The organism is Sulfitobacter litoralis, assembly GCF_900103185.1.
GTDB lineage: Bacteria > Pseudomonadota > Alphaproteobacteria > Rhodobacterales > Rhodobacteraceae > Sulfitobacter > Sulfitobacter litoralis.
Genome location: NZ_FNJD01000010.1, coordinates 23632 through 40682, shown reverse-complemented (window position 1 = coordinate 40682; position 17051 = coordinate 23632). Strand labels below are relative to the sequence as shown.

14 protein-coding genes are annotated in these 17051 nt (G+C 58.6%); 5 read left to right on the top strand and 9 right to left on the bottom strand.

The window, feature by feature from the left end; translation table 11 throughout:
- Window positions 1–102 precede the first annotated feature (102 nt).
- The 5 genes from repC to BLQ98_RS09640 all read right to left on the bottom strand — a co-directional run bounded on the left by repC (window position 103) and on the right by BLQ98_RS09640 (window position 6928).
- Window positions 103–1383 carry a plasmid replication protein RepC gene (gene repC / locus BLQ98_RS09665; RefSeq protein WP_093733133.1) on the bottom strand — a complete coding sequence of 427 codons (1281 nt, stop codon included), beginning with the start codon at window positions 1381–1383 and terminating at the stop codon, window positions 103–105.
- A gap of 227 nt (window positions 1384–1610) precedes the next feature.
- Window positions 1611–2633, bottom strand: coding sequence for a ParB N-terminal domain-containing protein (locus BLQ98_RS09660; RefSeq protein WP_092765122.1), 1023 nt, complete (start codon window positions 2631–2633; stop codon window positions 1611–1613).
- Window positions 2630–3985, bottom strand: coding sequence for a ParA family protein (locus BLQ98_RS09655; protein ID WP_208596040.1), 1356 nt, complete (start codon window positions 3983–3985; stop codon window positions 2630–2632). Before BLQ98_RS09655 ends, BLQ98_RS09660 begins: the two co-directional genes overlap by 4 nt.
- A 778-nt stretch (window positions 3986–4763) precedes the next feature.
- The gene (locus BLQ98_RS09645; protein WP_093733132.1) at window positions 4764–5927 is read right to left on the bottom strand and encodes an ATP-binding protein; all 1164 of its coding nucleotides are present in this window, start codon (window positions 5925–5927) and stop codon (window positions 4764–4766) included.
- A 119-nt stretch (window positions 5928–6046) separates the two neighbouring features.
- Window positions 6047–6928 (bottom strand): recombinase family protein, encoded by an 882-nt coding sequence (locus tag BLQ98_RS09640; protein ID WP_093733131.1) that lies wholly within the window; start codon window positions 6926–6928, stop codon window positions 6047–6049.
- 116 nt (window positions 6929–7044) lie between these two features.
- Here BLQ98_RS09640 and BLQ98_RS09635 point away from each other — a divergent pair, with 116 nt between their 5' ends.
- Window positions 7045–10461, top strand: a complete 3417-nt coding sequence (locus BLQ98_RS09635) for a DEAD/DEAH box helicase (protein WP_093733130.1) — start codon at window positions 7045–7047, stop codon at window positions 10459–10461.
- A gap of 103 nt (window positions 10462–10564) precedes the next feature.
- On the opposite strand, the gene BLQ98_RS09630 is transcribed toward BLQ98_RS09635, so the two are convergent.
- On the bottom strand, window positions 10565–11698 hold the full coding sequence (locus tag BLQ98_RS09630; protein WP_093733201.1) for a tyrosine-type recombinase/integrase: 1134 nt from the start codon (window positions 11696–11698) through the stop codon (window positions 10565–10567).
- Between the two features lie 157 nt (window positions 11699–11855).
- On the opposite strand from BLQ98_RS09630, the gene BLQ98_RS09625 reads away from it, so the two are divergent.
- The 3 genes from BLQ98_RS09625 (at window position 11856) to BLQ98_RS09615 (ending at window position 14344) form a co-directional block, all read left to right on the top strand.
- The gene (locus tag BLQ98_RS09625) at window positions 11856–12740 is read left to right on the top strand and encodes a DUF1403 family protein (RefSeq protein ID WP_093733200.1); all 885 of its coding nucleotides are present in this window, start codon (window positions 11856–11858) and stop codon (window positions 12738–12740) included.
- Between the two features lie 2 nt (window positions 12741–12742).
- Complete coding sequence (gene scpB, locus BLQ98_RS09620) at window positions 12743–13339, top strand: SMC-Scp complex subunit ScpB (RefSeq protein ID WP_093733129.1); 597 nt, start codon at window positions 12743–12745, stop codon at window positions 13337–13339.
- Between the two features lie 288 nt (window positions 13340–13627).
- Window positions 13628–14344 (top strand): IS6 family transposase, encoded by a 717-nt coding sequence (locus tag BLQ98_RS09615; RefSeq protein WP_093733128.1) that lies wholly within the window; start codon window positions 13628–13630, stop codon window positions 14342–14344.
- A gap of 30 nt (window positions 14345–14374) precedes the next feature.
- On the opposite strand, the gene BLQ98_RS09610 is transcribed toward BLQ98_RS09615, so the two are convergent.
- Window positions 14375–14938, bottom strand: a complete 564-nt coding sequence (locus BLQ98_RS09610; RefSeq protein ID WP_244148410.1) for a ParB/RepB/Spo0J family partition protein — start codon at window positions 14936–14938, stop codon at window positions 14375–14377.
- A 139-nt stretch (window positions 14939–15077) separates the two neighbouring features.
- Here BLQ98_RS09610 and BLQ98_RS09605 point away from each other — a divergent pair, with 139 nt between their 5' ends.
- The gene (locus BLQ98_RS09605; protein ID WP_064224172.1) at window positions 15078–15317 is read left to right on the top strand and encodes a hypothetical protein; all 240 of its coding nucleotides are present in this window, start codon (window positions 15078–15080) and stop codon (window positions 15315–15317) included.
- Between the two features lie 8 nt (window positions 15318–15325).
- Here BLQ98_RS09605 and BLQ98_RS09600 read toward each other — a convergent pair whose 3' ends face one another.
- Both BLQ98_RS09600 and pcaG read right to left on the bottom strand, forming a co-directional pair.
- Window positions 15326–16378 (bottom strand): 3-carboxy-cis,cis-muconate cycloisomerase, encoded by a 1053-nt coding sequence (locus tag BLQ98_RS09600; RefSeq protein ID WP_093733127.1) that lies wholly within the window; start codon window positions 16376–16378, stop codon window positions 15326–15328.
- A gap of 66 nt (window positions 16379–16444) precedes the next feature.
- The gene (gene pcaG / locus BLQ98_RS09595) at window positions 16445–17050 is read right to left on the bottom strand and encodes a protocatechuate 3,4-dioxygenase subunit alpha (RefSeq protein WP_093733126.1); all 606 of its coding nucleotides are present in this window, start codon (window positions 17048–17050) and stop codon (window positions 16445–16447) included.
- Between the last annotated feature and the right edge of the window lies 1 nt (window position 17051).

Below are 17051 nucleotides of genomic sequence, written 5' to 3'. Positions count from 1 at the left end.
CGTTACTTGGCAGGTAGTTAGCAGATTCAGCAGATCGGCAAGATATTTTTCTACAGCCCTGCCTACATCTGCGGATGCGTAACATCTTTTAATCTTACCCTCTTACGCCGCTTGCCCGCTGAGCCTGCCATAAAAGCTACGCTCAAGATGCAGCTCCCCTGCCCCGGCTTTCTCGACCATGCCGCGCAGATATCCGCCTGGTGAAGCAACCTCGCCCGCGCTGTGCTTCTCGAACACAAGTGCAAACGCAGCCGTGGCCACCTGAGTGCCCATTCGGTCCTGAGCCACGTTCCAAGCATGCTCCGAAATCCCGATCATCGGCCTGAGTTGCCCGGCAACCCGATGCAGATCGCCCCAATCCTTCAGGAATCCGCCCATATTACGCGCCCAGGACGCGAACTCTGGACAGGCCTGCATGATTGTTGGCAGGTCAAGCGCGGTTCGCTTCTTGCGCACCTCTGCAACCCAGTCTTCCAGTTCCCCATCAACCCGCTCCTCGGGTCGTGCATTGGGCACGACATCCGCCGCTTCCTCTTTTTCAGAGGAATTACTTATTACAGGAATAAGTTGATTTGTAATTAGTATATGGGGTTCAGAAATGACCTCCCTGGAGTTCATTTCTTGAGTCTTCTTCATAACTTGGGCGTCATTTTTGTCGGTGTTTTCCACAGGGTTTATCGCACCAGTCGCCTTGAGGTAGGCCGCCTCGACTCGTTCCTGAAGTTCCTTGAACCACGCCAGTAGTCGCTCCAGTTGTTCAGAGGCTTGATGGCGGCGCGGAAGTCGGTCCAGAAGCTCCTCGAAGAGACCCGTGAATTGCGTCCAGGGCCCGCGCAACGCGCCGCTTACCGCCGCCTCGATCCGCGCGCGGATCATCCGGCGCGCAACCGTGATCTGACGCTTCAAGCGCTGGCAGAGCTCGCGCTCGGCCTGCAACTCGGCCTGCAGCTCTTCAAACTCCTCGACTCGAGCCGAAAGCGGCGACAGATCGAAGCCGTAGGCCTCGACGATACGCCCCTCAGCGTCTCTGCGGCCCCACCGTTTGCCATTCGGGCTATCCTGGAAAGAGATCACACCGTTCTCTGCCAGACGCCGCGCATGACGCTTTAGTGCCGACAGAGAGAAGCCGGTCTGTTCCATCAGATAGGCGTTAGAGGCCCAGACGATCGGGCGCTGCCCCTCCTCCCAGTCCTGGGCCTGCGTGAAGGCCCCCAGTGTATCGAGGAGCATCATGTCGCCGGCCTTCAGACCGATATGCGCTCCAACGCGCTTGAGCGCGACAAATGCCCGCGTCTTGGGTACTGCTACCCGTTCACCGGCTTGGGCAAGCTGCTCAGCAACCCCAAGACCCGGTGTCGGCTTGCGCCAACCTGTATGTTTCATGCCTGTATCTCACCTCCGGTTGTGTGGAGGCAAAAGAAAGCCGTTCGCTCAGAAGCGTTCGTCGTTGACAGTGAATCCTGTGAGACTTATCTTGAAGGTGACCAAACCATTAAGATCAGCTCTCAGGCCACACCGCTTGGGGGCTTTTCTTTTGCCGTTAATTCACTTGTCGTTCCTTTTTTGCTCCTTGCCTCATCGTTCCGAAGAACATCTCACCAACGCTGTCTTCAGTCGGTATCCTTCTCCGCGTCTTCGACGTTCAAATAGCTTGCGACTAAGTCTCCAAGCTTTTCGAGACGCTCTTGGTCAATCGGCACTCCTGCAACCTTGATTGATAGGTTTCCATCGACGGAAGTGACCGAAAGATTTCGGTTGCCCACCTTGCGCTTTACGGTGAGTTTTTGGGGCTTTGTCTTTGGTTTTGGCTTGGCTTTGTTCGTTCTCTCCAAGCTCGCTAAGGCACCCTGTAAATCGCGAAAGCTCATGTCGTAGACGTTCTTGAACGTGTTCAAGATTTGATCCTGCGCAGCGAAAACGGACCGTGCTCGCGAGACTAGGCTCTCATGCACACCAATTTTCTTGGCGAAGGCCACAGCTGTCAGTTTCTCTTCGCCAGAAGCCAGCGTCTCATACATTTCACCAATCGAAACCAATCGCTCAAAAGGGCTGAGATTCTCGCGCTCCTCATTCTCGCGAAACCGCAGAAACAACATTTCAAACTTGCTGTTCTCAGCGTTTCGCGCGTCAGGCGGAGCAAGTATTGCACGAAGGGGTACACCGAGCTCTGACGCGGCAGCCAGTCGGCGGCGTCCTGTCAGCATCACGAATGGAACCCCCGCGATATTCGACGGGTCCAACGGATCCGGCTGCCAATCCGGATCCTCCGGCCACACTAGAATGGGCGTGTCCTGCCCGTTCGAAGCGATGCTGTTTACCAAAGACCTGAAGGCTTCCTGGGACATCCAGTCTTGTCGGCGGTCGGTTCCCATTGGATCGGAGATTTGATCTGGCGACAGGCTTATCTCATGGCGACCGTTGAGGATATCCAAACAAAGCTCGGCTCTGCTTCGCTCTACTGCAGCTTGCGACTGCGCAAGCGCTCCTGATTTCCAGGCACTGCCGGCCCCCTTGAAAGGAGTCGAAACAGCATCACTCGATTCTGTCCTGCCTTCGGAGCCGCTCGCACGTTCCTTGTTTGTATCGAGATTGGTAGCCTTGCTGACCAGAGACCTTGGAATACTGCGTTTCATGCTTCACCCTCGCCGTCATCTTCATAGAATTCGTCCATCCAAGTATTGGCGTAGCCACGTTCGAGTCCTGGCCAGAGTCGCGATATTATGGCGTCGTTCACGGCATCGGCATTCGTGATGAACCGGTTGATCCCCTTGCGCTTTCCCGGCGTGTCCGGCTCGTATTCGTATACGGACTGATAGACGTCCGACGCGTTCGAGATCGCGTCGGAACGCAGATAAAACACGGGCAGAATCTCCGTGGGGCAATGTTCTAGCAGGTTTCCGATGTGGTTAAGATCCTGCGCATTGGACCGTTGAACGATCGTTGGCAACAGCATGTTCGCACCGGTTCCGATCTCGATCCTTTCATGGGCCAGGATGTGCTGAAGCATCCCAAGCAGGCCAGTCACAAAGGTCGACAACGTCGCGATGTCGAACCCCTTCATGGTTTGCGGTATGACCAGCGAAGACGACGCAATCACGTTATTCAACTGGAACAGTGTGAGCGCGGGTTGATAGTCGATGATGATGACATCCAGCGTCTCCGTTAGTGCGGTGTCGAGCCGCTCCTGGTCGACCTTGCCGTCGACTACCAATTCGTTGGGTAGCGTTTTCGGTGGGTGGCCCGCTTTCCAGCGGTCGATGGCATCGCGTAGGTAGCGGTAAAAGCTCTTTCCTGCGGGGGCTTCGCGGACAAGCCGCGCAATCTGGATCTCGCCCTCGGATGTTTCGCCGTGAGCTGGAAGCAGGCGCAGGCCTGGCCAGGAGGTCTTGAGAAGAAAGCTGTCGAGCGTTTGCGCATCGTGGTCGGTATATGGCGCGTCTTCCGACTGAAAGAGTCCAGCAAAGTCCACCATGGAGGCGGTGTTTTCGTCGGGCATTTGGGGAAGGCCTTCTCCCCCGACGAAGTAGAGCGTTATTGTACTTTGCGGGTCAGCATCCATGACACCGACACGCATGCCGTAGTGCAAGCTGAGATACTGGGCAAAATGCGCGGCGCTCAGACTTTTGGCGGTGCCGCCTTTCTGGCTTGCAAACGAGATGACGGGCAAAGGTGCGTCAGGCTTCCGCCAGGCCAGGTAGTCGTACGGCCGCTTTGCCGAGGCTGCCAGAAGGGCCCGCATGTGCATCAATTCTGAAAGCGTGAAAACACGCTCTCTTCCAACATATTCTCCTGCGGGAAAGTCATCGCTCGAATTGGCGAATTTGGTCAGATACTGAATACTCACATTGAGAAACCTAGCGCACTGGCGCATGGACCAGGTTCGCTTGATGCGCTGACGCAAGGTGAGTTCCTTGTTCACTGCCACCATCGTGCGCTCAAGCCCACGTGACAGATCCGTCAAAAACTGTTCTAAACTACCGCTCATTTATAAGCCCTGACTTCGGTTGGGTCCGAGTTCGACTCGATTCTGTTCCAATGGTAGCATGGTTCTGAGCAAAAGATAAAGATACCACGCGCCTATAGGTTTCAGGCGCTTATTTTGAGGTTCAGTGGCTCCAGAAACTCCAATCTTGAACGCGTTCAAGATTGGAGTTTAAGTGGCTGACCAGAGCGAAGCCGATCAACCATGCATGTTTCACGCCGCGTCTTTCGGACCCCGGGAGATGACCGTCCTAGTTGGTGGCTTTGCCCATGTCTGCGTTGAAGCCGTGATCACAGATGCTCACCGTGAAGTAGCCAGCACCGGTCTCCCCTTTCTGAATCTTCTAGATGCCGCCGCACTCGGTCAGCTTGCCTCACGGGGAGCGTCCGGCGACGCGTTGCGCGAAGGCCGTCCTGTTCGACCTCGCGACGGGTTCGATGGTAATTTCCAGGTCGGAGGTCAAGATGGAGATTGTGCCGAAGCATTTGGCGGTTTCATTGTCGGCGCTTGTGAAACTGATGCAGCCCGAAGGGTAGCTGCGCGGTTGACCAAGGCCTGACCACGCTGGATGCGAAGCGCCGCATAGAAGGGTAGGGGAGGAAGATGGGCCACAGCCGTTGTAGACGGGGCGGCCGCTGCGATGTGCATTCCATGCAACCGGTACGCACCGGGAGACCTGCGGGGACCGGAAAAAATGCCACAGGGAAATGCGCGGCGTACTTAAAACTGAACAAAACAAGTAGACTCCTTACTCTCGTGCACGCGCGCAACAAGCGTTGCGCTATAGTGCTCTCAACAGCCCGATCCCTTGCTCAAGAGGCATTGCACGAACGCCTTCGGCCACGGGGACGTCATGCTCTCCGGCGTAGATCAACAGCTTCCGGCTGGCCTTGATGTCTTCCGCGCCCACATAGAACCCGCGCGAGACCTTTGGCGCAGTCGTGCGCTTGATCTCAACGGCCCAGATGTCACCCCCAGGCAGGCGAAGGACCAAGTCAAGTTCAGCTCCGGCAGAAGTGCGATAGAAGAAGGGTTCGGTGCCGGTTGGTGCAGCGGCAAGAAGGGCCTCGATGCAGAACCCCTCCCAACTGCCGCCAACGACGGGGTGCCCGAGCAAGCCCTCGATTGTCCCAATACTTAACAGGGCATGCACGACCCCGCTGTCGCGGACATAAACCTTTGGCGATTTCACCAAACGCTTGCCGACATTCTCATGCCAGGGCTGCAGTCGCCGCACCAGCATGAGATCAACGAGCAGATCGAGGTAGCGTCCAATCGTTTGGCCGGAGACGCCCAGCCCCTCGGCGAGGGCTGAAGCGTTCAATAGACCACCTTGCACATGCGCAAGCATTGTCCAGAAGCGCCGCAAGGTTGCGGCTGGAATACGCGGTCCGAGGGCAGGGATGTCACGTTCCAAATATGTACGCAGAAAATCCAGACGCCAATCCATGCTGGCTTGATCGCTTGAAGCCATGAAGCTGTCAGGAAAGCCACCACGCAGCCAGAGCGCATTCAACTGATCAGCCCCCACCTCGGTAAGCTGTAGAGGGGGCATTTCGATATACCTGACACGTCCAGCAAGGGATTCTGCCGACTGTTGGAGTAGGACGTTGGAGGCTGATCCCAAGAGCAGAAACTGGCCCGCTCGAAAACCGGCCCGCCTGCGCTGGTCGATCTGACCACGCAGGCTCTTGAACAGGCCAGGCATCTGCTGCACCTCATCGAGGATGACGAGTTTTCCCGCCTGTTCATCCAGATATAGATCCGGTTCGGTCAGGATCTGCCTGTCCGCATCTCGTTCTAGATCAAAGTATACCGATGGTTGCTCCGAAGCGATGTCTAGAGCGAGCGTGGTTTTCCCAACCTGCCGGGGGCCGAGGAGGACAACAGCAGCTTGGCTCTCTAGCGCGGATTGCACAAAGTGATGAGTTTGGCGCTTATACATACCTTGCAATTACTCCACACGATGGAAGATTTGCAAGGATAAACTGCTTAGCGGGTAAAGTTGCCACTCAATTGGAGATGTCGCCTGATGTGACGAACAGGCTTAGCGTCAAAACTCACTCATAGTATTCCAAGCCGCTTCGCCCGCTCCAGCAACATCTTCACTGATGATGGCTGCCAGCTTGTCCGGCCGCGGGGTGTGCGCTCACGCATGTTCTCCAAGCGGGCGCAGATGGCCTGAAGCGTAATGTCGGGATCGGCGCCCTTGATACCCGCGACGATGGCGGGCAGGCGATCATCTCGCGCACGCGGGCCCGCGCGATCAAGCACGGTCGCGGGGAGGAACCCATCGCGGACGTAGGCGTTCACAGCGCGCAGCAGACGGCTTTGCGTCCAGCGCCGGGCCTCGGGTAGGGGGCCGTTGATGATGCGCACCACATCTTCCCAAGCCAGATCGGGGCGCAGCCGACGCACATGGGGCACCCAGTCCTGCGCAGTTTCATTCAGGCGTTCCATATATCCGTCCTGTCGCGCCAGTCGGACCTTGCGTAGCGCAGCCGGATCCCGGGCGCGCAGGCCAGGGTTTCCGCCGACCCGCCCCTTTGTTCGTGCGCTGGCAAGCCCAGCCTTGGTCCGTTCACGGATCAGGGCGCGCTCGAACTCGGCTGCTGCACCCAGAACCTGCAGCGTGAACTTGCCCTGCGGGGATCCGGTGTCGATCGGATCCTCGATCGAGCGGAAGAATGCGCCCTTTGCCTCAAGCCGTTCGATCACCTCGAGGAGATGCGAAAGCGACCGCGCCAGCCGGTCGATCCGCACGACCACCAGCGTGTCGCCCTTGGCGACGCGTTCCAGCACGCGCGCCAACACCGGCCGCGCACGATTGCCGCCAGAGGCCTGCTCCTCATGGATCTCGGCGCAGCCTGCTGATTTCAGGGCCTGCGACTGGGGCAGGGGGGTCTGATCCTCGGTCGAGACCCGGGCATAACCTATCAGGGGCATCAAAACAGTCTTTTGCAGTTTCATATAACGCCAATAAACGACCGATTGATGGCAGAAGAATAACGTTTCGGAGGTTGGTGCCACCTTTTTTCTGTAAGTTCCACATAGGCGGCGCAATGGAAAACCGCTATCTGGAAGAATATGCGGGAGACCTGTGGGCCGGGTCTGCGGGGCGGGCATTGGGGTGTTGCATGGACTTACGGTTGAGGGATTATTTTGATGTCGGCACGCTGCAACGCGGTGAAGATTATGCGCATCGCGGTCTGGTCGCGACGGTCGAGCCTCTGCCGGATGGGAGTATCCGCGGGCGTGTGTTGAATGGGCGCGGGGAAAGCTACCAACAGCGGATTACCCTGAGCAACAGCTTTGTGGACGGGATTTGCTCTTGCCCGGTGGGGCATAATTGCAAGCACGTGGTCGCTGTTTTGATGACATCGGCGGAACGCGATTCCAGCTCCCCGCAACTGGCAGCACCGGTGCGGGGTTGGCTGACCCGTGTCAAGCAGCAGCCGACAGCCCTAGTGCCGCCTGAGGCACGTCCCGAGGACTATCCGGACAAGGTGAAGGAACGCCTGCTTTATGTCCTGATCCCGAATGAAACAAAAGTCAGGATCGACATTTACAAGGGCCGTATCAATGCTGCTGGCACAGGCCTGAACAAGGCGATCCGGCGCTATGATGCGCTGCGCAGCAACGCTGTGGCAAAATTCATCCGACCGACCGATCTGGAGCTTTTGTCTGCGCTGGCGCAGACCCAACTGTGGGAAACGCACTATAGCTACGGCCTGCCCGGTATGTTCAAGCCAAAGGGGCAGGATGCTTTGCCCCTGATCCGGCGCTTGTGCGACACGGGTCGCTTCCTCCATGACAATTCTCCGGACGCGGAGTTGAGCTGGTCAGAAGCGTGTCCAAAGGCCAGACTGGCCTGGCGCATGGCGGCGGATGGCAGTCAGAGCCTGGGGTTTGAGGACGCAGACGGCATACAGTTGGAGTTGCGGGCGTTGGACGGGGCAGCGCTATGGGTGAACACCGCGCACGGTCAGATCGGGGCGCTGGCACAGCCGGTGCAGATTGAGGCGCTGCAGCTTGTCCAGAGCGCTCCCCAAGTCGCGCCCGATGAAGCGGCGGCCCTGGCTGCGGAGATGCCCGCCACGCTCGCTGGACTGGCCTTGCCGCCGCCGCATGTGGCGCGACAGAGACGGCGCGCGGCCCATAAACGCATCGCTCGTTTGACGCTTGGAGCGGAGAGCGCGCGTGACGGCTATAGGCGTTGGGACAGCGTTTCTGTCACTCTGCCAACACTGACATTGCGCTTTGTCTATGACGGGCAGGAGGTTTGGGAAGGCGACGCCGACCCCCGGGTCGTTGAAAACAACGAGGTCGTAACGCTGACGCGCGATCATCAATGGGAAGCTGCTTGCGTCATCCGGCTGATGGATGCAGGGGCGATACCCGTTGACGAAATGGACTATCTTTTGCCGAGCGCTCGAATGCTGCAATGCGATTTCGTCTTCGCTGAGGAGGAGATGGGCGCGAACAGTATGCGCCTCCCGTCGTCGCGCGATGGTCTCGAGTTTGCGTTCCGGACGCTGCCCGGGTTGCGGACCGAAGGCTGGGAAATCATTGAAACATCAAAGTGGCCCTTCCGTTTGAGCGATGAAGCTGCCGCGCTGACGGTTGCAACACAGACCGAGGCAGGCGACGCATTCCACGGCAACGACTGGTTCTCGCTGGGGTTTCAAGCCGAGATCGGCGGCAAGCCAGTGGATGTCGCGCCCCTGATCGCGGCCTTTCTTGAACAGGTGCGTGACGAATGGGACGCCGTGCCGGATGTCGACGTCCTGTCGCAGCATCTGTCCGATAAGCCGGTTTACCTGAACCGGGGCAAGGCGGGCTATGCCCCCCTGGACCTCAGTCCGCTGGCACCCCTACTCCATCTGGTGCTGACGCATTATGCCGAGTTGGGCGCGCTGCACCCGTCGGATGCCGATGTCGCTCGGTTGGCAGAAAAGGCGCTGGCAGGCAGCTCGGTACACTTCGCCGATAACGCCGGGATCATTCCGCTGGCTCGTAGCCTGAAGGCATTGGCCGAGGCCGAGAGTTTTGCTCCACCAAAGGGATTGCGCGCGCAGTTGCGCCCCTATCAGGCCTATGGTTCCGCCTGGATGGGCAGCTTGCTCGAAGCCGGTTTTGGCGGAGTTCTGGCGGATGATATGGGGCTGGGCAAGACAATTCAGGTGTTGGCCCTCTTGCAGGCACGTCGCGAAGCAGGAGCAGCTGGCCCGGCGCTTCTGATCGTACCGACCAGCCTGCTGCATGGCTGGCAGATGCAGTCCGCGCAATTCACACCGGATATTCGACTCGTGGTCCTGCATGGCACAGGCCGGGCGGCGCTGCGCGACGAGGCTCTGCGCGCCGATCTGGTCGTCACCACCTATCCGTTGCTGGCGCGTGATCAAGACTGGCTGACAGCGACAGAGTGGCCTCTGGTGATCCTGGACGAAGCGCAAACCCTCAAGAACCCTGCGTCGCAAATGGCCAAGAGCCTGCGCAACATTCCTGCCAAGGGGCGGCTGGCGCTGACCGGCACGCCGCTGGAAAACTCGCTGCAAGACCTTTGGACACTGATCGACTGGGTGAATCCGGGTCTTCTGGGGTATAGAAAAGAGTTTCAGAAACTGTTTCGCACCCCGATCGAAAAGCATGGTGACGCGGTCGCACAATCGCGTCTCAACCGTCGGCTGCGCCCCTTCATGCTGCGTCGCACCAAGGAGCAGGTCGCAACCGAACTTCCTCCTAAGACCGAAATCCTGGAACGGGTGGAGCTGCCAAAGCCGCAGCAAGCGCTTTATGAAACCGTGCGCAGCACCATGGATGCCCGGGTGCGCGAGGCGATCAGCGCCCGTGGTCTGGCCGCAGCGCGGATTACTGTGCTCGATGCGCTGCTCAAGCTGCGGCAGGTGTGCTGCGACCCCGCGCTGGTCAAGACTGACGCGGCGCGCGCGGTGGCGGACAGCGCCAAACGCGTGCGTTTGCGTGAATTGCTGGCCGAGCTTGTGGCCGAGGGTCGCCGCGTTCTGGTGTTTTCGCAATTCGTTGAAATGCTGCATCTGATCGAAGCGGATCTTGCGGCCGCCGGTATCCCCCATCTGACATTGACGGGCCAGACGCAAAAGCGTGCCGATGTACTGGAAAGCTTTGCAAAAGGCACTGCGCCGGTTTTCCTGCTCAGCCTGAAAGCCGGTGGTCTTGGGCTGACCTTGACCGAGGCGGATACGGTGATCCTTTATGACCCATGGTGGAACCCAGCTGTGGAGCGTCAGGCCATGGACCGCACCCATCGCATAGGTCAGGACAAACCGGTATTCGTGCATCGTCTGGTCGCTGCAGGCACGGTAGAGGAAAAGATACTGGACATGCAGTCGCACAAACAGGCGCTGGCCGACGCCTTGTTCGACAAGGATGGGGGACAGGCTGGCCCGTTGCTGGACGAGGCGATACTGCAAGATCTGTTTGCGCCGCTCGGGGTGTGACAGGGGCTCGCCGCCTAGACGTTGCGCCAAAGCATGCGAACGCGGCTCTTCCGGCTTGAGGTGTTGCTGACCATTTCTGGCAAACGCGCCGAAGGTCCGAAGATTACAGCCCCGCAGCCTTGGTCAGGTTTACGCGGAACCGGTCGCGGCGACGCTGATAGCGGCGGGTCATTTCGGCTGAGGCGTGACCAAGATGCTTTTGGACGTAGCGCTCATCGACTTCGGCAGAGCTCGCGAGACCGGCGCGCAAGGAATGGCCGGAAAACAGCGCCAGGCGCTCTTTTTCGGACAGTTCGGATCGGATGCCGGCGTCGAGGACCGTGCGCTTGATCAGTCGTGCGACATGTTTGTCGTTCAGGCGTGTTTCAGATGCGCGCTTGCCATCCCGCGAGGTGCCGACGAAGACAGGGCCGAAGTCGATCTTTGCAAAGTGCAGCCATTGTTCCAGCGCCTGGACCGGGCAGGTCTGATCGCTGGAGCCGCGGCCAATTTCGACCTCGCGCCAGCCGGTCTTGGCGTTGAGCGTGAGCAGGGCGCCTTTGTCGAAGATCTCAATCCAGCCACCAGAATCCGGCGTGTCGTCCTTGTGCACGTCGAGGCTGACGATTTCTGACCGGCGCATACCGCCCGCATAACCGTTCAGCAGGATCGCCCGATCCCTGAGCCCGCGCAGGTCGTAGGGCAGGGTGGCCACCATCGCGAGGATGTCCTCGGCCAGGATCGCCTCCTTTTGCACGGGCGGTCGCGCGTGCTTGCGCTTGATCCCGGCAAGGACGGTTGCGATGTGGCGGTTCTTACGTTCAAAGGTGAAGCCGCGTTGCGCATAGTTCCAGGCAAGGCCTGACAGGCGACGTTCGATCGTGCTGACAGACAGGGGGCGGGACGCCGACTGCGGTCCGAACGTGGACTGCGATGGTGAGGGACCGGACCCGGAGGCGAGATCCGCGAGGTAAAGGCCAATCATCTCGGCCGAGGGGGGCAGGGGCTCCACCCCCCTCAGTCGGCACCAGCGCGCGAAGTGCGCCCAGTCCTTTGCGTAGGCCTTCAGTGTGTTATCGGAGGCCGCGGCGCGCGCGTAGCCGCGGGCGGTATCTACCAGCCGATCGAGGGTGCCAGACCCAGCAACATGAGCCGGCCGGGCGATCCAGTCGCTTTTCTCTTGACGGCTCTCGTTACCCTGAGCATCATCAAACTTATCAGAGCGTGCTGAGGTCGATTTATCGTGTTCTGCGCCCATCATTTTTCCAAAAATCCACTCATTTTAAGCCTATGTTACAGCATATTCCTTTGTGTCCGATAATGTAAACTTATTGGACATAAATTGAAGCGATAAAGTAGGGCGGTTATTGTGCTATTCTGTGGTATAAAGCGCCGTGATGACATATGCTTCAGGCATGAAATTTACTCGGCCAGAACACATCAGCACCCTTGATGCGCTACCCCGGATGCCCGAGTGGGTCACCTCAGTACGACCAGAAGACCTTGAAGATGTTTCGTTTTTTTCGGGTGCCTCGCTGTCTCATTTGCATCTTGTGTTGAGCCGCGAGGAAGTCCCCCATACCTTGCTGCGGGACCGCTTGGCGCTGCGGGCAACGGAGGCTTGTGTCGCGTTCTCTGGGCGGCCAGAGCGGGCAGGGGAGTTGCGCGATGCCGTGCATTTGTTGCGACCCGGTGATTTGCCTGGGCCGGCGGGAGAAACCTACCTTGCTTGGCGGCGCGCGGTGGAGCGGCCGGTGTCGATCAAGGCTTTAGGCCGAGCCTTGCCGACCTTCGAGCCGGGCCAGCTTGCCGCGTGGTTCGATGCGGGGAAGGGCGGGCCGGTCGATCGCGCCGCGATGGTGCTGGAGACCGTTCTGCGCGAGGTGCCCCGTGCAGACGAGGCAGCGCTTATCCTTGCGGATGCAGCGCTGGCACAGGCGCTTGGCTGGGATCATCTCGTGCCTCTTCTGGCCGCCGGCCTGAAACGTGCCGACCTGCGCAAGCAAGGCGATGACCTTCGCTCGGCATGTCATCGGGGGCTCATCTCATCGACGATCAAAGCTGTGCGGCAGGCCGCCGAGCTCGCGCGTCGGGCAGAGCACCTGAAAGCGGTCGCGCCAAAGCTGCGGGCCAAGGGTGCGGGCGACGCGGTCGAGATGTTCCTGACCTGCGATGCCGTGGCACCTTCGGCCTTGCCTTTGCCGGATCGCGCCGCGCGGCGGCTCTGCGACCGGCTGGTTGACCTCGGTGCCGTGCGCGAACTCACGGGGCGCGACACTTTCCGGCTCTACGGGGTGTAAGCATGGCCAAGGACAGATCCGCACCCGAGCTGGACCGCGAGTTGTCCGACCTGCCACCGGAGCTGCGGTGGCGCGAATGGATGCGCCGGATTGAGGCTGTGCTGTTTGCTTCCGCCTCGCCTGTGCCGCGCGAAGACCTCGCCCGCGTGGTGGGTCAGGGGGCCTCGGTCGATCTGCTGGTCGAGGACCTTGCCACGGATATTGAAGGCCGGGCCTTCGAGATCACCCAGGTGGCCGGCGGCTGGATGTTCCGCACGCGTGCGGCCTACGCGCCCGCGATCCGCTCGGCGGGAGATGTCGGGGACCAACTGCTGGATTTGAGTGAATTCGACGCGGCGGTGCTGGCCGCCATCGCTTATAATCAGCCCATCACGCGCGACGGTCTCAAAGACATTTTCGGCAAGGAGATCAGCCGGGATTTGATCGGTCGGCTACATGCGCGTGGACTCATCGGGACGGGACCACGGTCGCCTCGGCGCGGGGCACCATACACCTATGTGACGACTGGCCAGTTCCTTGTCGCGTTTGGCTTTGAGAGCCTTCGCGATCTTCCGGATCGGGAGCAGCTGGTGGATGCAGGGGTGATTGCTGAGGTCTGAGGCGGTCGGCATGCCCGATGGGTGCGGCTCACGCTGCGAAACGCGCTGATCTGGGCGGTTTGCCTTGAGAGGCTGTTCCAGAAGCGATCAAGCGCAGGTATTCACGTCTAATTAACTGGTGAAGCTGATCAAAATGCTGTTCTGCGATTTCTATGCCTTGGACTTGGTCACCGTTACATTCGGCTTGGCGGGTGCTGAGTTCTGGGTGACCAAAAAACCACCAGCAGGTCAGTCTAAGCGGCACCGTAAACTTAGTGCACCGGGTCTGTTGATATGCGAAGGGAAGGCATGACCAAATCTAGCCCTTCTTCGCTCTATCACCGGCACCGTTTCCCGTCAGATGTGATCGCTCATGCGGTTTGGCTGTATTTCAAATTTCCACTCAGTTTGCGAATGGTCGAAGACATGCTGGCCGAGCGCGGCATAATCGTTTCGCATCAGACAATACGGACGTGGGCCGAGAAATTTGGCTGTCAATATGCCGCCAACATCCGCCGCAGGTCGGCGGGCCAGTTCGATGGCAAGTGGCATCTCGATGAGGTCGTGATCACGATGCGCGGCAAGAAGCACTGGCTGTGGCGCGCTGTCGATCAGAACGGTTTCGTTTTGGATGTTTTGGTGCAAAGCCGCCGCAATACGAAGGCGGCCAAGCGCTTGATGCGCAAACTTCTGAAGCGACATGGATCAGCGCCGCGTGTCATGATCACCGATAAATTGCGGTCATACGGGGCGGCAAAACGAGAGGTCATGCCCGGTGTCGAACACCGATCACACAAGGGCCTGAATAATAGAGCCGAGAATTCCCATCAGCCAACGCGGCAGCGAGAGAGGGCGATGAAGCGGTTCAAATCCCCGAGGCAGTTGCAACGATTTCTTTCCATCCATGATCCGATTGCAAACTTGTTCCAGCTTCCTCGCCACAAAATGACATCCACCGGTTTCCGTGAAATGAGATCATTTGCGACGCAAACTTGGCGCGAAATCGCACAGGTTAGAGCAGTATAGCTTCCGGGTGCGGAAAACTCATTGGCCCAGTTAAGTTAAGTTTACGGTGCCCTCGGGCGCAACACGGGCCAGTTTAAGGCGGCGGCGCACCAGATCGACCGAGACGCCGAACTTCAGCGCGATCTCGTCTTCACTGCGGCTCTCGCCAATCATCTTGTCAAAGGCTTCGAACTGTTCGGCAGGGTGCATGGCTGCGCGCTGAAGGTTTTCTGTAGCGGAAGTAACGACAGCGTCGCGTTCATCCTCGATCAAGCACGGGATTGGATGATCCGTTGGAATTGCCCCATCTTCAGCAAGCTGTTGCAGCGCTTTCAGGCGACGTCCACCTGCATCCACTGCGAAACCCGTTTCTGAAACCGGATGAACCACCAGGTTCTGCTTGATGCCATTTTCGCGAATGCTGGCCAGCAGTTCGGCGTCGTCAGCGGCATTAGCCGCGACTTTGCGCACATTGAGCGGGCTGAGCGACAGCTGGTTGAGGGGGATCATGCGAATGTCGGAGAAACGGGATACGCCGGTTGCTTCGGGTGCTGACTGCTTTGCAGGTGTCTTTTTACCGCTAGCAGCCATGGATTTGGTTGTGGTCTTGGCCATGGGGATGGTCCTTTCAGACCGGGCCCGAATGAGACTCTCTCTATCCTTTCAAGCCCGGCATCCGGGCTTCCCTTTCTCTGGCTCTCTGTTTGCAGCGCCCTGATTAACAGCCCCATCCGACGTCCAATTTCCAAATCAGGTGCCCTTTGACGCCGTTAAGGCCGGTTCCAAATCAGGCATCGATGAATATTCGGCCCGCGCATCGGAGCGGATTTGGAAGGCGATGCGGTTTAGTTGGCAGATGACCACCATGTTGCACCGGTTCGACGGTGAAGACGCCTTTGCCGAACAAATTCGCAAAGCCTCACTGGCTCACCTTGCGGCGTCGGAAACAGCGCGGCGCGACTTGGCGGAAAACTACATCGGGCTGCCGTTCTAGCGCGTAGCTTAATCACTGCCCAATCGGGTGATATTCTGAGACAGGTCGATAGCTACGGTAAGCGCCCGCGCCGTGGCCATCGCCATTTGCGGCAATATCATCCACTCCAACGCCCAAGCCGCGCCCGAACGTTCCAGTTCATGCACCATGGCGTGGTGCATCGCCGAGACTTGGGTTGCGTTAAATCGTGCCAGCGTGACCAATAGTTCTGCTGCGACAGGGTTTTGTTTATGGGGCATTGCCGACGATCCACCACCGCGAGACATACTAATTTCCTCGATGCCCTGTTGGGACATCAAGGAAATATCCTGACCCACCTTGCCCAGCGTTCCACTCACTAGCGATAGAAACGAAGCATACTCAGTCACGCTTTCGCGCATAGTGTGCCACGCTTTATTCGTTGGTGCGAGGCCAAGAGATTTGGCGACCTCGGCGACAACCGTATCGGCCTTGTCACCAAGCGCCTTGCGGTCGCCCGACGCACCGCCGATCTGAACCTTTTCGGTCTTTGGACGCAGCATCTCCAACCGATCCAAATGCCCTTTCAATGGACAGTGCCATGTCAATATCCGGTCGCGCACGGTGATTTGGGTGGCGGCCTGCATTCGGGTGCGCCCCATAAGTGGCCTGTCCCCGAAACGGGCCTCTAGTGCCATTAAATGTGTTTCCAAATCGGCCAACCGAGCGGCAATCAGATCTGATGCCTCGCGCAGGGTCATCGCCAGCGCCGTGTCGACCACATCTTGTGAAGTGGCACCTTTGTGCAGGGCATCGGCAGGCGCAATTGCTTGCAACTGTTTCACCAAACGCGGAACCGGAACGCCGTCTTGTGCCATTCCCGCTGCGATATCTGCATAATTGACCTGTGCTGTTTCGATCGCACACGCGGCAGTTTCGGCCCTAGTCGGGTCAAATAGCCCAGCCGCTCCGCAAGCGCGTGACCACGCCGCCTCGAAGGCGAGCATGTGCGCCATTTGCCTTTCGGGCGAAAATACTTCGCCCATTGCGAGATCACCAAATAATCCCGAAAGCCATAGGTGATTGAAGGCAGATACAGTCATCGCGATTTCCTAATCACGTAAAAATGGGGCGCATCATGCACCCCATTTAATCATATCGGTGCAGGTTTAGATATCTAGAAACACGGTTTCGCCAGCGCCTTGAAGCCGAATATCAAATCTGTATTTCCCGTCGCCGGTCTTTTGGGCGATTAGCGTGTCAACGCGCGGACGTTGTTCGATCCGGTTCAAAAGTGGATCGTTGGAATTGTCCTCATCTTCGAAATAGATGCGGGTTTGCAGGCCGATGTTAATCCCCCGCGCCACAACCCAAAGCGAGATATGCGGCGCGAGTTTAACACCGCCACGCCCCGTGGTGGGGGCGGGTTTGACCGTGCGCAGTGTAAATTCACCGGAGTCCGCGTCGGCGGCAAAACGGCAGTGGCCGGTAAAGGCCGGATCCGAACCTTCTGCGCCCGCAAACAGGCCGCTCGCGTCACATTGCCAGCTTTCGATCAACGCATCGCGCATCGCCCAACCGGTGCCATCAAACACAGAGCCGACGATCTCGACAATCTCGCCTTTGGCATTGCCCTCGTCTAGAAATGGGGTGGTGCCGATTTCTTCGTCATAATAGCCAGCATTGCCTGCATAGGTCGGCATTAGGCCGATGTGGACATAGGGGCCCGCAGTTTGAGAAGCGGATTCAATCAATGTATTTAATTTCTGGCTCATT

Coding starts and splice junctions, on each gene's coding strand:
- BLQ98_RS09625 (WP_093733200.1), top strand. CDS start 11,856: ATGAAATTTACTCGGCCAGAACACATCAGCACCCTTGATGCGCTACCC.
- BLQ98_RS09660 (WP_092765122.1), bottom strand. CDS start 2,633: ATGAAACGCAGTATTCCAAGGTCTCTGGTCAGCAAGGCTACCAATCTC.
- BLQ98_RS09635 (WP_093733130.1), top strand. CDS start 7,045: ATGGAAAACCGCTATCTGGAAGAATATGCGGGAGACCTGTGGGCCGGG.
- BLQ98_RS09600 (WP_093733127.1), bottom strand. CDS start 16,378: ATGACTGTATCTGCCTTCAATCACCTATGGCTTTCGGGATTATTTGGT.
- BLQ98_RS09655 (WP_208596040.1), bottom strand. CDS start 3,985: ATGAGCGGTAGTTTAGAACAGTTTTTGACGGATCTGTCACGTGGGCTT.
- pcaG (WP_093733126.1), bottom strand. CDS start 17,050: ATGAGCCAGAAATTAAATACATTGATTGAATCCGCTTCTCAAACTGCG.
- BLQ98_RS09630 (WP_093733201.1), bottom strand. CDS start 11,698: ATGGGCGCAGAACACGATAAATCGACCTCAGCACGCTCTGATAAGTTT.
- repC (WP_093733133.1), bottom strand. CDS start 1,383: ATGAAACATACAGGTTGGCGCAAGCCGACACCGGGTCTTGGGGTTGCT.
- BLQ98_RS09640 (WP_093733131.1), bottom strand. CDS start 6,928: ATGCCCCTGATAGGTTATGCCCGGGTCTCGACCGAGGATCAGACCCCC.
- BLQ98_RS09615 (WP_093733128.1), top strand. CDS start 13,628: ATGACCAAATCTAGCCCTTCTTCGCTCTATCACCGGCACCGTTTCCCG.
- BLQ98_RS09645 (WP_093733132.1), bottom strand. CDS start 5,927: ATGTATAAGCGCCAAACTCATCACTTTGTGCAATCCGCGCTAGAGAGC.
- scpB (WP_093733129.1), top strand. CDS start 12,743: ATGGCCAAGGACAGATCCGCACCCGAGCTGGACCGCGAGTTGTCCGAC.
- BLQ98_RS09610 (WP_244148410.1), bottom strand. CDS start 14,938: ATGGCCAAGACCACAACCAAATCCATGGCTGCTAGCGGTAAAAAGACA.